Origin of the sequence: Streptomyces sp. NPDC021115, from assembly GCF_044333065.1 — a bacterium.
GTDB lineage: Bacteria > Actinomycetota > Actinomycetes > Streptomycetales > Streptomycetaceae > Streptomyces.
Map to the genome: position 1 here is coordinate 49,250 of NZ_JBIRQF010000011.1, position 14,892 is coordinate 64,141.

13 protein-coding genes are annotated in these 14,892 nt (G+C 73.2%); 7 read left to right on the forward strand and 6 right to left on the reverse strand.

Annotation, left to right across the window (positions count from 1 at the left end):
• Positions 1-34 precede the first annotated feature (34 nt).
• Positions 35-889 carry a MaoC/PaaZ C-terminal domain-containing protein gene (locus tag ACH4TL_RS28900; RefSeq protein WP_398321441.1) on the reverse strand — a complete coding sequence of 285 codons (855 nt, stop codon included), beginning with the start codon at positions 887-889 and terminating at the stop codon, positions 35-37.
• A gap of 332 nt (positions 890-1,221) precedes the next feature.
• Here ACH4TL_RS28900 and ACH4TL_RS28905 point away from each other — a divergent pair, with 332 nt between their 5' ends.
• Positions 1,222-2,400, forward strand: coding sequence for a histidine kinase (locus ACH4TL_RS28905; RefSeq protein WP_398321444.1), 1,179 nt, complete (start codon positions 1,222-1,224; stop codon positions 2,398-2,400).
• Positions 2,397-3,002, forward strand: a complete 606-nt coding sequence (locus tag ACH4TL_RS28910; RefSeq protein ID WP_398321447.1) for a DNA-binding response regulator — start codon at positions 2,397-2,399, stop codon at positions 3,000-3,002. Before ACH4TL_RS28905 ends, ACH4TL_RS28910 begins: the two co-directional genes overlap by 4 nt.
• On the opposite strand, the gene ACH4TL_RS28915 is transcribed toward ACH4TL_RS28910, so the two are convergent.
• Positions 2,997-4,463: an MFS transporter gene (locus tag ACH4TL_RS28915; RefSeq protein WP_398321450.1), complete on the reverse strand. Its 1,467-nt coding sequence runs from the start codon at positions 4,461-4,463 to the stop codon at positions 2,997-2,999. The two genes, ACH4TL_RS28910 and ACH4TL_RS28915, sit on opposite strands and share 6 nt — an antisense overlap.
• A 117-nt stretch (positions 4,464-4,580) precedes the next feature.
• Positions 4,581-6,785 carry an acyl-CoA dehydrogenase gene (locus ACH4TL_RS28920; protein WP_398321453.1) on the reverse strand — a complete coding sequence of 735 codons (2,205 nt, stop codon included), beginning with the start codon at positions 6,783-6,785 and terminating at the stop codon, positions 4,581-4,583.
• Positions 6,786-7,185: 400 nt separating this feature from the next.
• On the opposite strand from ACH4TL_RS28920, the gene ACH4TL_RS28925 reads away from it, so the two are divergent.
• The 5 genes from ACH4TL_RS28925 to ACH4TL_RS28945 all read left to right on the forward strand — a co-directional run bounded on the left by ACH4TL_RS28925 (position 7,186) and on the right by ACH4TL_RS28945 (position 11,237).
• On the forward strand, positions 7,186-7,782 hold the full coding sequence (locus ACH4TL_RS28925) for a class I SAM-dependent methyltransferase (RefSeq protein WP_398322139.1): 597 nt from the start codon (positions 7,186-7,188) through the stop codon (positions 7,780-7,782).
• A 24-nt stretch (positions 7,783-7,806) separates the two neighbouring features.
• Positions 7,807-8,739, forward strand: a complete 933-nt coding sequence (locus ACH4TL_RS28930; RefSeq protein ID WP_398321456.1) for an N-acetylmuramoyl-L-alanine amidase — start codon at positions 7,807-7,809, stop codon at positions 8,737-8,739.
• A 171-nt stretch (positions 8,740-8,910) separates the two neighbouring features.
• Positions 8,911-9,762, forward strand: coding sequence for a hypothetical protein (locus ACH4TL_RS28935; RefSeq protein WP_398321459.1), 852 nt, complete (start codon positions 8,911-8,913; stop codon positions 9,760-9,762).
• 133 nt (positions 9,763-9,895) lie between these two features.
• A complete protein-coding gene (locus ACH4TL_RS28940) occupies positions 9,896-10,906 on the forward strand; it encodes an LLM class F420-dependent oxidoreductase (protein ID WP_398321462.1) in 1,011 nt (336 codons plus the stop codon).
• A 37-nt stretch (positions 10,907-10,943) separates the two neighbouring features.
• Positions 10,944-11,237 carry a hypothetical protein gene (locus ACH4TL_RS28945; protein WP_398321465.1) on the forward strand — a complete coding sequence of 98 codons (294 nt, stop codon included), beginning with the start codon at positions 10,944-10,946 and terminating at the stop codon, positions 11,235-11,237.
• Between the two features lie 209 nt (positions 11,238-11,446).
• On the opposite strand, the gene ACH4TL_RS28950 is transcribed toward ACH4TL_RS28945, so the two are convergent.
• The 3 genes from ACH4TL_RS28950 to ACH4TL_RS28960 all read right to left on the reverse strand — a co-directional run bounded on the left by ACH4TL_RS28950 (position 11,447) and on the right by ACH4TL_RS28960 (position 14,712).
• On the reverse strand, positions 11,447-12,547 hold the full coding sequence (locus ACH4TL_RS28950) for a prenyltransferase (RefSeq protein WP_398321468.1): 1,101 nt from the start codon (positions 12,545-12,547) through the stop codon (positions 11,447-11,449).
• Positions 12,544-13,278 carry a methyltransferase domain-containing protein gene (locus ACH4TL_RS28955; RefSeq protein WP_398321471.1) on the reverse strand — a complete coding sequence of 245 codons (735 nt, stop codon included), beginning with the start codon at positions 13,276-13,278 and terminating at the stop codon, positions 12,544-12,546. The genes ACH4TL_RS28950 and ACH4TL_RS28955 overlap by 4 nt, the downstream gene beginning before the upstream one ends.
• Positions 13,279-13,341: 63 nt before the next feature.
• Complete coding sequence (locus ACH4TL_RS28960) at positions 13,342-14,712, reverse strand: glycosyltransferase family 4 protein (RefSeq protein WP_398321473.1); 1,371 nt, start codon at positions 14,710-14,712, stop codon at positions 13,342-13,344.
• Between the last annotated feature and the right edge of the window lie 180 nt (positions 14,713-14,892).

Consider the following 14,892-nt stretch of genomic DNA (forward strand, 5'->3'; position numbering starts at 1 on the left):
GGCGCCTCCTCATTGAATAAGTGGGATCACCAGGTCAGGCGTGTTCGACGACCGTGTCGCCGAGGACGGGCGCGTCGTCCCGCTCGACGGCGCTCGCCGTCACCTGGACACGCCCCTCGTCCCGCCACATCCGGATGCGCAGGGTCTCGCCCGGGTACACCACCCCGGCGAAGCGCGTGGTGCACGAGCGCACGCGGGCGACGTCGCCGCCCAGCTCGGTGTCCACGACGGCCTTGAGGACCATGCCGTACGAGCACAGCCCGTGCAGGATCGGCTTCTCGAACCCCGCGACCTTGGCGAACCCGGGGTCGGCGTGCAACGGGTTCCAGTCCCCGGAGAGCCGGTAGAGCAGCGCCTGGTCCTCCCGGATGGCCCGCTCCACGGTGCGGTCGGGCGCGCGGTCGGGGACCGCCGGCCGCTCGGACGGACCGCGCTCGCCGCCGAAGCCGCCCTCGCCGCGCACGAAGATGCGGCTGTCGCAGGTCCACAGCGGCCCGTCCGCGTCGGCCGCCTCGGTGCGCAGCACGATGACCGCGGCCTTGCCCTTGTCGTACACCGCCGCGACCCGGGACGTCTGGGTGGCGTCCCCGGCCACCGGGATCGGCCGGTGCACCTCGACGGTCTGGCCGCCGTGCAGGACGGCGGCCAGGTCGACGTCGATCCCCGGGCCGTTCAGCCCCCCGGCGAGCGCCATGCGGCCGCCGGCGACGGTGGCGAAGCTGGGCAGGACGTGCAGCTCGCTCTCCAGGGTGTAGCGCAGCTCATCGGGGTCGGTGGCCGGGATTCCGGCGCCGATGCCCAGGTGGTAGAGCTGGATGTCCTTGTGTCCCCAGGCGAGGGCGGTGGTCCGGGGCTCGGCCGAGACAGCCCGGGCGGCGTCGATGGGCATAGGCGACAGCACTCCTTGGCGGGAGAGGCCGGGGGACCCCCGGCTGGCGGGAAGACCCCGGCCCGCCCGTCCGCACCGTCGGCCGCGCCGGGGTCGTCACTGGTCGGCAGGGCCGCGCCGCGTTTAGAACGCGTTCTAGCCGATGGCACCCATGTATAGCCCAATCCACCTGACGGGGGAAGACTGCTGACGGTTCGTCAGCTCCAGCCCAGGGGCAACCTTCTGGCGCCCCCGCCGTGGCCGTTCATCACCGCCCCTCGGGACAAATGTCACGGCCATCCCCCGACATCCGCATCTGCCCAGCTCCTCCCGGCCTCCGTAAGGTCGGGGCCATGGACGTCACCGCCGCGGAAATCGAACGGCTCAAGCTACCGGGCCGTGGGGCCTTACTGCCCTGGCTGTTCATGCTCAGCGGCAATGTGCACGCCCTCGTCCGGGGGGAGACGCCGCTGCCCTGGCTCGGCGCCCTCGGCATGCTGGCCTTCACCACGCTCTACATCGCCACCGTCTACACCGGCCTCGACCAGCGCCGACGCCACACCAGGACCCCGCTCCTCCTGCTCGCCGGGCTGGCCTCGGTCACCTACGCCCTGGGCATCGGCTACGCCAAGGACTGGCTGCTGTGCTTCCCGCTGCTCTCGCTGGCCACCGGGGTCGTGCTCCGGGGGCCGGGGCGGCACCTGGGGCCCGTCATCCTCGCCTTCTCCGTGTCAGCCGGGGCCATCGCCGCCCTGCGCGGCGGGGCCTCGGACTCGCTGACGGTCACGTACGGCACCGTCCTGTCCGGTCTGGTCACGGCGGCGATCCTGGGGCTGTTCGAGACCGTCGTCCAGCTCCGCGCGACCCGCCAGGAGCTGGCCCGTACCGCGGTGGAGAAGGAGCGGCTGCGCTTCTCCCGCGATCTGCACGATCTCCTCGGGCACACCATGTCGGTCGTGGTGGTCAAGGCGGAGGCCGTACGACGGCTCGCCCCGCGCGACCTGGAGGCCGCGCTGGGCCAGGCCGCGGACATCGAGGCGGTCGGCCGCCAGGCCCTGACCGAGATCCGCGAGGCCGTCACCGGCTATCGCGAGGGCAGCCTGGACACCGAGCTGGACCGGGCCCGCTCGGCGCTCGACGCCTCCGGCATCGAGGCCGAGATCCACCGCTCGGGACCACCGCTGTCGCCGCAGGCGGAGGCACTGCTGGGCTGGGTGGTGCGCGAGGGCGTCACCAACGTGGTGCGGCACAGCGGGGCGACCCGCTGCGAGATCGACGTCCGCGGGGGCGTCGACCGGGTACGGCTGATGATCAACGACAACGGGCAGGGCGTAGGCTCCGGTCCGGCCCGCGAGGACGGCAGCTGCGGCGGTACGGGCCTCAAGGGGCTGGCCGAACGGCTGTCGGCGGCGGGCGGTTCGCTGGAGCCTGGCCCCGACGGGCGCCGGGGCTTCCGGCTCGTCGCCGAACTGCCCGTGGATACGGAGGATCTCATGGAGACCACGCAGGCCGAGGGGGTCCGCACGGCGTGATCAAGCTGCTGCTCGCCGAGGACCAGGGCATGATGCGGGGCGCGCTGGCCCTGCTGCTCGGCCTGGAGGAGGACTTCGAGATCGTCGCGCAGGTGGGCGACGGCGACGAGATCGTGCCGCACGCGCTGGAGACCGGACCCGACGTCGCGCTGCTGGACATCGAACTGCCGGGCCGCAGCGGGCTGGACGCCGCCGCCGACCTGCGCCGGGCGCTGCCGGGCTGCCAGGTGCTGATCCTCACCACCTTCGGCCGCCCCGGCTATCTGCGCCGGGCGATGGAGGCGGGGGCCGCGGGGTTCCTGGTCAAGGACGGTCCGGTGGAGGAGCTGGCGGTGGCGATCCGCCGGGTGCTGGCCGGTGAGCGGGTGATCGATCCGGGCCTGGCCGCGGCCGCGCTCAGCGCGGGCCCCAACCCGCTGACCCAGCGCGAGCGCGATGTGCTGTCGGCGGCGGTGGACGGCGCGACGGTGGCCGACATCGCGGTCAAGGTGCACCTCTCCCCCGCCACCGTGCGCAACTACCTGTCCTCGGCGATCGGCAAGACCCAGACCCGCAACCGCATGGAGGCCGTCCGGGCCGCCCGCCAGAACGGCTGGCTATGAACCCGTAGGGGGCGCGGCGGGCGTACGCGGCAGGGCCACGGCCATCAGCGCCACCGACGTCGCGATGATCCCGGTGGCCACGACGAACGCATGGCCGTACCCGGCCGCCAGCGCCTCAGGACCGCCCCCGCCGCGGGCCGCGATCCGTTCGGCGGCGATCGTCGCCAGTACGGTCAGGCCGAGCGCGCCGCCGATCTGTCGCGAGGTGTTGACCAGCCCCGACACCAGCCCCGCCTCGGACGGGGCCGCGCCGGAGGTGGCGGAGGCGGCGAGCGGGGTCATCATCAGCCCGGACCCGAACGACATGATGATCGCGGGGCCGAGCACCGTGCCGACGTAGGTGCCGTCCGCCGTCATCCGGCTCTGCCACGCGTAGCCGATGACGGCCAGCGTTCCGCCCACGATGGCCAGCAGCTTTCCGTCGAACCGGGCCATCAGCCGGGGTGCGAGCTTCGAGCCGAGGACGATCGACAGGCTGTGCGGGAGGAAGGCGAGACCGGCCTTGACCGGGCTGAAGTGCAACACGTTCTGCAGGTAGAGCGACATGAAGTACCACATGGCGAACATGCCGCCGCCGCACACCACCATCACCGCGTTCGCCGCCGTGACCGCCCGGACGCGGAACAGCCGCAGCGGCATCAGCGGTTCCTCCGTACGCGCCTCGACGGCCACGAAGACCGCGAGCAGCGCCAGCCCGGCCAGCAGCGGCCCCAGCGAGGCGGCGGCGCCCCAGCCGTGCGGCTCGGTCTGCACGATGCCGTACGCGAGCGCCGTGACGCCCGCCGTGACCAGCACCGCGCCCGGGACGTCGAGCCGTCGTACGACCCCGGAGCGGCCCTCGGTCAGCCACACCACCGCGGCCATCAGCACCACCACGCCCACCGGCACGTTGACCAGCAGCACCCAGCGCCACGACAGGTACTCGGTGAGCACCCCGCCCACCAGGCCGCCCGCCGCTCCCCCGCCCGCGCCGACCGCCGTCCACGTGCCGATGGCGCGGGTGCGGGCCGCGCCGTGCGGGAAGGCGGTGGTGAGGATGGTGAGCGTGGCCGGGGAGAGCACGGCCGCGCCCAGGCCCTGGAGGGCGCGGGCCGCGACCAGTTGCCAGGGCTGCTGGGCGAGGCCACCGGCCAGGCTGGCGGCGGTGAACAGCCCGAGCCCGGTGAGGAAGACCCGCTTGCGTCCGAAGAGGTCGGCCGCGCGGCCCCCGAGCAGCAGGAACCCGGCGAACGTCAGCGCGTAGGCGTTGACCACCCACTGGAGCGCGGTCTCGCCGAGCCCCAGGTCCAGGCGCATGGACGGCAGGGCGACGTTGACCACCGATATGTCGAGGACCACCACGAACTGTCCCGAGCAGGCGGCCAGCAGCACCGCCCACACCGGTGGCGAGGCACGCGGCGGGCGCGTGGCGGAGGCGGCGGTGGAGGGGAGGGCGGACGGAGGGGGTATCGGGGTGGACATGGCGGCGATGCTCGCATTACGTGAGGGCCCCACGCATCGGCAATTCTGCGCATTTGCGGACAGCGCCGAGTCCTAGGACCGCCCTGCCCTTATACGGACGGCCTTACGCGGAGGGCTTTACCCGTTCGGTGCCGGATCGCGGGGCAGCCCGAGCAACCGCTCCGCGACCACGTTCAGCTGCACCTGCGTCGTACCGCCCGCGATGGTCAGACAGCGGGACATCAGGAAGCCGTGCAGCGCCCGCTCCCCCGCGCCCTCGCGCACCGCGCCGCCGGGCCCCAGCAGCTCCAGGGCGAGTTCGGCGGCCTTCTGCTGATGGGCGGTCTGGATGAGTTTGCGGACGCTCGCGCCCGCGCCCGGCTCCACACCGGACACCTGACGCAGAGTGGTGCGCAGCCCGATGCAGGCGAGCGCGTGGGCCTCGGCCATCAGCCCGCCGACGCGTTCGCGCTCCGGGCCGGTGTCCGGGACGTGGGCGATCAGCGCCTCCAGACCGGTGTCGAAGGTCAGCTGGTCGGCCATGTGGACGCGTTCGTTGCCGAGGGTGTTACGGGCGACCGCCCAGCCCGCGTCCGCCTCGCCCACCACGGCGTCCGGCGGCAGCAGCACATCGTCGAGGAACACCTCGTTGAAGAGCGATTCCCCGGTGATCTCGCGCAGCGGGCGGACGGTGATCCCGGCCGTCCGCTTCATGTCGACCAGGAAGTAGCCGAGCCCCTTGTGCTTGGGCGCCCCGGGGTTCGTACGGGCCAGCAGGATGCCGTAGTCCGCCGTCCGGGCCCCCGATGTCCACACCTTCTGCCCGTTGACGCGCCACCAGCCCTCCGTCGTCCGCTCGGCGCGGGTGCGCAGGGCGGCGAGATCGGAGCCCGCTTCGGGCTCGGAGAACAGCTGGCACCAGCGCAGTTCGCCGCGGAGCGTCGGCAGCAGGAAGCGTTCGCGCTGGGCGTCCGTGCCGTACGCGATGAGCGAGGGCACCACCCAAGTGGCGACGCCCAGATCGCTGAGCGCCACGCCCGCGTCGCGCAACTCGTGCGCGACGGCGAGCTGATGCAGCGGGTTCGCGCCGAGGCCGTACGGGGGCGGCAGATGCGGTGCGGCGTACCCGGTGGGCGCGAGCGCGCGCCGGGCGGCGCCCGGGTCCAGCCCGCGCGCCGTCGCGATCACGGCGCGGGCGGCGCGGCGGTGGGTCTCCGCCTCGGGCGGAAGGTCGAACCGCAGCTCGCGGCGGGCGCCGTCGGCGGCGAGGCGGGCGGCCCGCAACCGGTGGTGCGCGCCGCTGCCCAGCAGGGCGCGGGCCGCTGTGGCGCGGCGCAGATGCAGATGGGCGTCGTGTTCCCAGGTGAAGCCGAGGCCGCCGAGGATCTGGACGCAGTCCTTGGCGCAGCCGTACGCGGCGTCGAGCGCGGTGGCGGCGGCGAGGGAGGCGGTGAGCCCGCGTACGTCCCGCGCTGCGTCCTCCGCTTCGTCCTGCGCTTCGTCCGCCGCGCGGGCCGCGTCCCAGGTGAGGGCGCGGGCCTGCTCGACGCGGACGAGCATGTCGGCGCACAGGTGCTTCACGGCCTGGAACTGCCCGATCGGCCGCCCGAACTGCTCCCGCACCCGGGCGTGCCCGGCCGCCGTCTCCAGCGCCCAGCCCGCGGTGCCGCACGCCTCGGCGGCGAGCAGGACGGACGCCAGGTCCGTCACCAACTCGGGGTCGACGTCCAGCACCCGGCCCGCGGGGACGGCCACGCCGGAGGCGCGTACCTCGGCGGTCGGGCGGGTGGGGTCGGCGGCGTCGTGGACGCGGAGGGTGAGGGCCGCGCTATCCACGGCCAGCCAGACGGTGTCCGCGCCGCGGGCCGCGGCGAGGACGATCACATCGGCGTCCCCCGCGCCGAGCACCGGCGGGGCGCATCCGTCGAGGACCAGCCCGCCGTCCGGGCCGGGCGTGGCGGTGAGCGCCCCGGTGCCGAACGCGACGGCGCCCGTGCGGCTGCCGTCGGCCAGGCCCGCGATCAGTTCGTCCCGTCCGGCCCGGTGCAGTGCGGCGGAGGCCAGCACGGTGGGCAGATACGGCCCGGGCAGGGCGGCCCGCCCGGTCTCCTCCAGGACGACGGCGAGGTCCACCAGCCCTCCGCCACCTCCGCCCTGCCCCTCGGGCAGATGCGGCCCGAGCAGCCCCTGCGCGGCCATCGCGGGCCAGTACGCGGACCGGGCGCCGCTGCCGGGTGCGGCGTCGAGCACCTTGCGCACCGCCTCCGGCGGGACCGCCCGCCCCAGCCACCCTCGCACCGCGCGGGCCAGTTCCTCATGGTCTTCCGTGACGGCGATGCCCATGGGCGGATGGTAGAACCTGTTCCAATCTGACGGAAGGTCAGGTGCGCGCCCGGGCTCATTCCCCACCCCGCCCCTCCCCGAACCCGGGGCTCCGCCCCGGCCCCCACTGAGGCTCCGCCCCAGACCCCCGCCGGGGCTCCGCCCCTGGACCCGCGCTCCACCCGGCCCCGCCGGTTTCACGGGCACGACCCCGCCGGTTCACGAGCACCGAACCGGCCGCCTCCCGGGCGCCGCACCCCGCCGGTTTGTGGGCAATCGCTCCGCGGGGCGGAACGGGTGGGCACAAACCGGCCACCGGCCCGCACCCGGCAACGAAACCCCGCCCCCCATACGGCAGGATGACCGCGTGACCCGACCCACCACCGCAGTCCTCGACGCCTTCGAAGCGGCCAAGGGCTTCATGCCCACCGACGAGGGCCTGGCCCTCCACGCGGCCGCCATCGAGGCCGCCAGTCGACTCGGCCTGCCCCTCCTCGAAGTGGGCACCTACTGCGGCCGTTCAACGATCCTCCTCGCCGACGCCGCCCGGGCGACGAACACCGTGGCCATCACCGTCGACCACCACCGCGGCTCCGAGGAACAGCAGCCCGGCTGGGAGTACCACGACCCGGAGGTCGTCGACCCCGAGGTCGGGCGGATGGACACGCTGCCCACCTTCCGCCGCACCCTGCACGCCGCGGGCCTCGAAGAGCACGTCATCGCCGCGGTCGGCCGCTCCCCGCAGGTGGCCGCGGTGTGGGGAAGGCCACTCGGGCTCGTGTTCATCGACGGCGGTCACACGGACGAACACGCGGCAGCCGACTACGAGGGCTGGGCGCCCCACGTCGCGCCCGAGGGGCTGCTCGTCATCCACGACGTGTTCCCCGACCCGGCCGACGGCGGCCAGGCCCCGTACCGGATCTACCGCCGCGCCCTCGCCTCCGGCGCGTTCACCGAGGTGTCACAGACCCGCTCACTGCGCGTCCTGCGCCGTACCGGGACGAACCCACTCAGCTGACCCGCAGCCGCTACCATCGCGGACGTGTCGAACGGCAGCTTCTTCTCCGCATCCGGCCGCCGCGGCGGCACCCTCGCCCTCGTGCTGGCCGCCCTGGCGCCCGTCGGCCTGGGCGGCTGGCTGCTGTGGGACAACCTGGGGCATAACGACACGGAGCAGAACGGCGGCGGCGCACCGGCCTCCTCCTTCCCGACCGTCTCGTCCACTTCCTCACCTCTGCCCCCACAAGCACCACAAGCTCCCCAGGCCCCGTCGGGCTCGCCCAAGAACAAGACCGACGGCAAACCGCTCACCGGCAAGGTCGTCGTGCTCGACCCCGGCCACAACCCGAACAACCGCGATCACACCTCCGAGATCGCCCGCCGCGTCGACATCGGCACCAACAAAAAGGAGTGCGACACCACCGGCACCGCCACCGAGGCGGGCTACTCCGAGGCGTCGTTCACGCTCGACGTCGCCCGCCACGCCCGTACGCTCCTCGAAGCACGCGGCGCCACCGTGAAGTTCACACAGGACGGCGACCGCCCGTTCGGGCCGTGCGTGGACGAGCGCGCGCGGATCGGGAACAACGCGCACGCGGACGCCGTGGTGTCCGTCCACGCGGACGGCGCGCCCGCCGGGGCCCGTGGCTTCCACGTCATCCTGCCCAAGTCCGTACGCGGCGGCGGCGCCGACACCGAGAAGATCGCCGCGCCCTCCCGTCTGCTCGGCGAACGCGTGCGCAGCGAATTCATGGATGCCACCGGCAGTGAGCCCGCCGACTACATCGGCGACGGCAGCGGGTTGAATGTGCGCGGCGATCTCGGCGGCCTCAATCTCTCCACCGTTCCGAAAGTGTTCATCGAGTGCGGCAATATGCGCGACTCCAAAGACGCTGCGGAACTGATCGATCCGAAGTGGCGTGAGCGCGCGGCGCTCGGGATCGCGCAGGGCATTACGGACTTCTTGAACCGCTGAGTCCCCCACTGAGTCTCCAACAACCGAACGCGAGGTCACGACCGGGATACCGATGCCCCACCCCCGGTCTCATCAGCTTGATTCCCCCGTACGATGGGTCCACCCCCGACGCCTTCGCGCCACCGCGCCTGGCGGCAGCGTCCGTATACGAGAAACAACAAAGGACTCACGTTGAACATCCGCTCGCTCACTCGAGGCGACGGAGTGGTGATCGGAGCAGCGGTGTTGCTCTTCATCGCCTCCTTCCTCGACTTCTACTCGGCCGATTGTGACGGCTCGTTGTGCGACAGTATCGACATGCCGAATGGCTGGGACACGGACACGCTCCTGGTTGTCCTTCCGTCGGTGTTCCTGATCGGGCTGATCGGCGCGGGGCTTGTCATCGCCGGGCGTTTCCAGCCCGAGAGCCGTAAGGTCAGCGGGCTCACCCTCGACCAGTGGGGCTCCGGCTTCGTCGTGGTCGCCGCCTGGGACTCGCTGTGGTCGCTCATGGTCACGCCGGACAAGGGCAGCCCGGGCGTCGGCGCCATCCTCGCGCTGCTGGGGACCCTGGCCATGGCCGCGGCGGTCATCGCGACGCCGCGCGTCCCGGCCCTCAAGGCGCCGCTGATGAACGCCTCCGGTCCGGCGGCCCCGTCCCCGTACGGCGCCCAGTCGCCGTACGGTGCGCAGGCCCCGCAGCCGGGCTACGGCTACCCGGGCCCGGGCGGCGCCCAGCCCGGTCAGCCGGGGCAGCCCGGTCAGCCGCAGGGCGGCCAGCCGGGTCAGCCCTCCTTCGGCGGTCAGCCGGGCCAGCCCGGCCCGGCCCCGGCGAAGGTCGGCTCCGACTTCGCGCCGTTCTGGTTCGCGGTGCCGGTGGCCCGGCCGCTGTACGCCGAGGACGGCTCGTCCAGCACCATCGCCGAACTGGCCCCCGGCACCTGGTACCTCGCGGTCGAGCAGCGCGGTCAGGCGCTCGTCGCGCAGACCCAGGACGGGCGTCGCGGCGTCCTCCAGGACACCACGGGCATCCAGCGCGGCTGACACACAGCAAGGCGACGGCCCCCACCCAATACCGGGCGGGGGCCGTCGCCTTTCCCGCCCGTTGCCATGTGCGCACCCGGGCCGTACAGTCCAGGCGGCAAGCAGCCTGACGTCACGTCAGAGAGGGGTTGTCATGCGGCTCGGCCTGGCGCTCGGCTACTGGGGCCGCGGCCCCGACCCCCGCCATCTGGAACTCGCCCGGCAGGCCGAGGACCTGGGCTACCACTCCGTGTGGACGGCCGAGTCCTGGGGTTCGGACGTCTTCACCCCGCTCACCTGGATCGCCGCCCACACCTCCCGCATCAAGCTGGGCACGGCGATCGCGCAGATGGCCGCGCGCACCCCCACCGCCACCGCGATGCAGGCGCTCACCCTCGACCACCTCTCCGGGGGCCGCATGATGCTCGGCCTCGGTCTGTCGGGGCCGCAGGTCGTGGAGGGCTGGTACGGGCGGCCGTTCCCCAAGAGCCCGCTCACCGCCACCCGGGAGTACGTGGACGTCATCCGGCAGGTGCTGCGCCGCGAGGCGCCCGTACGGCTCGACGGGCGCTACCACGCGCATCCGTACGCCGGGCCGGACGCGACCGGCCTCGGCAAGCCGCTGAAGCCGATCGTCCACCCGCTCCGCCCCGACCTTCCGGTGCTGCTCGGCGCCGAGGGGCCGAAGAACATCGCCCAGACCGTGCGCATCGCCGACGGCTGGCTGCCGCTGTACTGGTCGCCGCAGCGCACCCCGCTGTACGAAGCGGCCCTCGCGGAGGCGCCCGAGGGCTTCATGGTGGCGCCGATGGCCCAGGCGCGGGTGTGCGACGACATCGCGGAGGGGCTGCTTCCGGTGAAGGCGATGCTCGGCTTCTACATCGGCGGCATGGGCCACGCGGCCCGCAACTTCCACGCCGATCTGATGGCCCGCATGGGCTACGAGGACGAGGCGCGCCGGGTGCAGGAACTGTTCCTCGCTGGCCGCCGCGAGGAGGCCATCGCGGCGGTGCCGGACGCCTTCGCCGACGAGGTGTCGCTGATCGGCCCGCGCGAGCGCATCGCGGAGCGGCTGGAGCTGTGGCGCACGGGCCCGGTGACGGACCTGCTGGTGATCGCGCCGGACCCGCGGACGCTGCGGGTGCTGGCCGACCACGCAGCGTAAGGCGTTTGGGAACGGTTGCCGGGGCAATCCGTTTCGCATGTCCCGAACTTATCGCTACGGAAACAATCAGGCGGCGGCCGTCGTGATGGTCGTCGCGGACGTCGCGGCCGTGATCCTCGGTCTGTGGATCCTGTTCGCCCTTCTGGACGCCAACCCCGCCAATGACCTCGTGAGCGTGGTCCGCGACGCGGCGGGCTGGCTCGCCGGCTGGTCCCACGACCTGTTCACGATGGACACGGACTGGGTGCGGACGGTCCTCAACTACGGTCTGCCCGCGGTGGTCTACCTGTTCATCGGCCATGCCGTGGCGGGCCGCATCCGCCGGGGCTGAGGCCCCGTACGGCCGCCTAGGTCCTGTCCGGCGGATCTTCGTGGATCAGCCCGCGGCGTCTGGTGCAGGGGGCACCTCCCAGCGGTAGCTGGGGGAACATCGCAAGACGGAGGGTCGTCCTCGTACCGGGTCGTACTCGGACGATCCCGACAACGCAGCGAGGTGCCGTGCCAGGCGTCGCGGGCCCGCGAAGATCCGCCGGACAGGGCCTAGCCGCAGCAGTCCGAGTCCAGCCCGCGCGGCAGGTGCTCCCCGCCGAAGACGGCCGTGGTCGCCTCGTCCCCGCCCAGCGCGGCCACGGCCAGCAGCAGCGAGCCCGCCGTCCAGGCGGTGCGCTCCTCGGGCCAGATGGCGTCGTCCTCGTAGACGTACCCCGTCCAGTACATCCCGTCGTCCGCGCGCAGCCGTGGCTGGATCCAGCGCAGGATCTCCACCGCGCGGTCGGACTCGCCCATCACCCACAGCGCGAGCGCCAGTTCACAGCTCTCGCCGCCGGTGACCCACGGGTTGGGCGCCACGCAGCGGATGCCCTGGCCTGGCACGACGAAGCGGTCCCAGCCCGCCTCGATGCGGGCGGTGGCGGCGGGGCCGGTGAGCGCTCCGGCGAGGACCGGGTAGTACCAGTCCATCGAGTAGCGGTTCTTGTCCAGGAAGCGCTCGGGGTGGTGGCGTATCGCGTGCCCGAGCAGCCCCGCCGACAGCTCCCAGTCCGGCTGCGCCTCCTCGCGGTGTTCGGCGATGGCGAGCGCGCAGCGCAGCGCCTGGTAGATGGAGGAGGAGCCGGTGAGGAGGGCATCCGGGTCGATGCTGCCGTCGGCCTTGCGCCGCCAGCCGATCTGGCCGCCGCTCTGCTGGAGCCGCAGCACGAACTCGACGGCGGCGAAGACGGTCGGCCACATCCGGTCGAGGAACGGGTCGTCGCCGGTGGCCAGATAGTGGTGCCAGACGCCGACGGCGACGTACGCGCAGAAGTTGGTCTCGCGGGCCCGGTCCGTGGGGGCGTCGGCGGCCACCCCGGACGGGGTGTCGGGGTAGGCGGCGTACCAGGAGCCGTCCGGGTTCTGGTGGTCGGCGAGCCAGCGGTAGGCGGCCTCGGCGCGCTCGTGCTCGCCCGCCGCGTCCAGCGCCATCGCCGATTCGACGTGGTCCCACGGGTCGAGGTGGTGGCCGCGGAACCACGGTATGGCGCCGTCCGCGCGCTGCACGGCGGCGATGCCCTCGACGGTGCGCAGCGCCTCGTCGGCGGTGAGGACGCCCGGCAGCGTCAGCCGTTCGGTACGGGGTCCGGGGCGCGGGCCGCGCGCCGTCACGCCTGGTCCTCGCGGGAGGCGTGGGGCTTGGTCGCGTACGCCACGAAGCTCTTCCCGATGAGCGGGTTCAGCGCCTGTTCGGCGAGGCGCGTGGCGAGCGGCTTCTTCATGATGTCCCAGACCAGCAGCTGGTGGTACGCGCGCACCGGCAGCGCCTTGTCGTTGTCGACCCCGAAGGCGCACTTGAGCCACCAGTAGGGGCTGTGCAGGGCGTGCGCGTGGTGGGTGCCGTACGGGCGCAGTCCGGCCTCGCGCATCCGCTCCAGGAGTTCGTCGCCGCGGTAGATGCGGATGTGGCCGCCCTCCACCTCGTGGTACGCGTCGGACAGCGCCCAGCACACCTTCTCGGGCCCGTAGCGCGGCACGGTGACGGCGATCCGGCCGCCGGGGCGCAGCACCCGCACCATCTCGGCGAGCACGCCCTTGTCGTCGGGTATGTGCTCCATCACCTCGGAGATGATGACGACGTCGAAGCTGTCGTCGGGGAACGGCAGGGCCAGCGCGTCGCCCTCCATGGCGGTGGCGGTGGCCCCGGCCGGGGCCTCTCCGGCCTCCTCCATGGCGGCGAACCACTTCGCGACCTCGCGTATCTCGTCGCCGTTGCGGTCGAGCGCGACGACCCGCGCACCGCGCCGGTAGCACTCGAAGGCATGGCGCCCGGCGCCACACCCCAGATCGAGGACGCGATCGCCGGCGGCGAGCGGGAAGCGGGAGAAATCGACGGTCAGCACGGGGGTCTGCTTTCGTCCGGCGGGGGGCGTGGGGTCGTTCCAGATCGGGTCGGGTCGTGGCGGTCAGCGCGCGGCGCGGGTCCGGGCGGCGCGGGCCTGTGCGCCGATCGCCGCGCGGTAGTGCTCGACGGTGCCGCGGGCGGCCTGCTCCCAGGTGAAGCGGCGCAGCACCCGTTCCCGTCCGGCGGCGCCGAGGCGCCCGCGCAGGTCCGCGTCGGCCAGCAGCCGGTTCAGGGCGGCGGCGAGCGCGCCCGCGTCGCCGGGCGGTACGGCGAGGCAGGTCTCGCCGTCGGTGCCCGCGACCTCGGGGATCGCGCCGCCGGTGGTGGCGACCAGCGGGGTGCCGGTGGCCATGGCCTCGGCGGCGGGCAGCGAGAACCCCTCGTACAGGGAGGGCACGCAGGCGATCTGGGCACCGCGGATGAGGTCGACCAGCTCGGGGTCGCTGATGCCCTTGACGAACTCGACGGCGCCCTGGAGCCCGTAGCGGGCCATGGCGGCGGCCACCGGCCCCTCCTCGGGGCGCTTGCCGACGACCACGAGATGGGCGTCGGGGTTCTCGGCGCGGACCTTGGCGAGCGCCTCGACCAGGTGGACCAGCCCCTTGAGCGGCACATCGGCACTGGAGGTGGTGACGATCCGCCCGGGGACCACCGGCACCGCGGGGTCGGGCGAGAACAGCCCGGTGTCCGCGCCGATGTGGACGACGTGGACGCGCCCCGGCCGTACGCCGAGGTGCTGGACGATCTCCCGGCGGGAGGAGCCGGAGACGGTGAGCACCGAGGGCAGCCGCCGGGCCACCCGCTTCTGCATGCGAGTGAAGCCGTACCAGCGCTGCACGGAGAGGCGGCGCTTCCAGCCCTCTGCGGCGTCCAGTTCCAGCTGGCGGTCCACGGTGATGGGGTGGTGGATGGTGGTCACCAGCGGGAAGCCGGTCCGCTCCATGCTGAGCAGCCCGTAGCCGAGGGTCTGGTTGTCGTGGACGACGTCGAACGCGCCGCGCCGGGCGGCCAGATGGCGGCGGGCGCGCAGGCTGAAGGTGAGCGGTTCGGGGAAGCCGCCGGTCCACATGGTGGCGACCTCCAGCGCGTCGACCCAGTCCCGGTACTCCTGGAGCCCGGGGTTACGGAACGGATCGGGCTGGCGGTAGAGGTCGAGGCTGGGCAGCCGGGTGAGGGTGACGCCGTCCTCGGCGTCGAGCACCGGGTACGGCTGGGCGCCGATCACCTCGACGGTGTGGCCGAGCCGGGCGAGTTCGCGGGAGAGATGGCGTACGTAGACGCCCTGGCCTCCGCAGAACGGGTTCCCCTTGTAGCTCAGCAGCGCGATGCGCAGCGGCCGGTCGCCGCCCTGGGCCCGGCCCGCCGCGGCGGCCGCGGGGGGCGCCGTCCGAAGCGGGTCGACTCCGGTCTCCTGCGCGGCCTCTGCGGTCACTCGCGCCCCCTCCTTGATGCACGTCAGCGGGAGCGTAGCCGCTCACGATTATCTAGAACAAGTTTCACTAACGGATAGCCCGAGAAGTCTCGAAGATACCTGGCGAACCCCGCGCCCCCGGCGCCGGGACGGGTGATCCCTACCACTCGGTAGCCCCTTGCGCGCGGCGCCCTGTCGAGG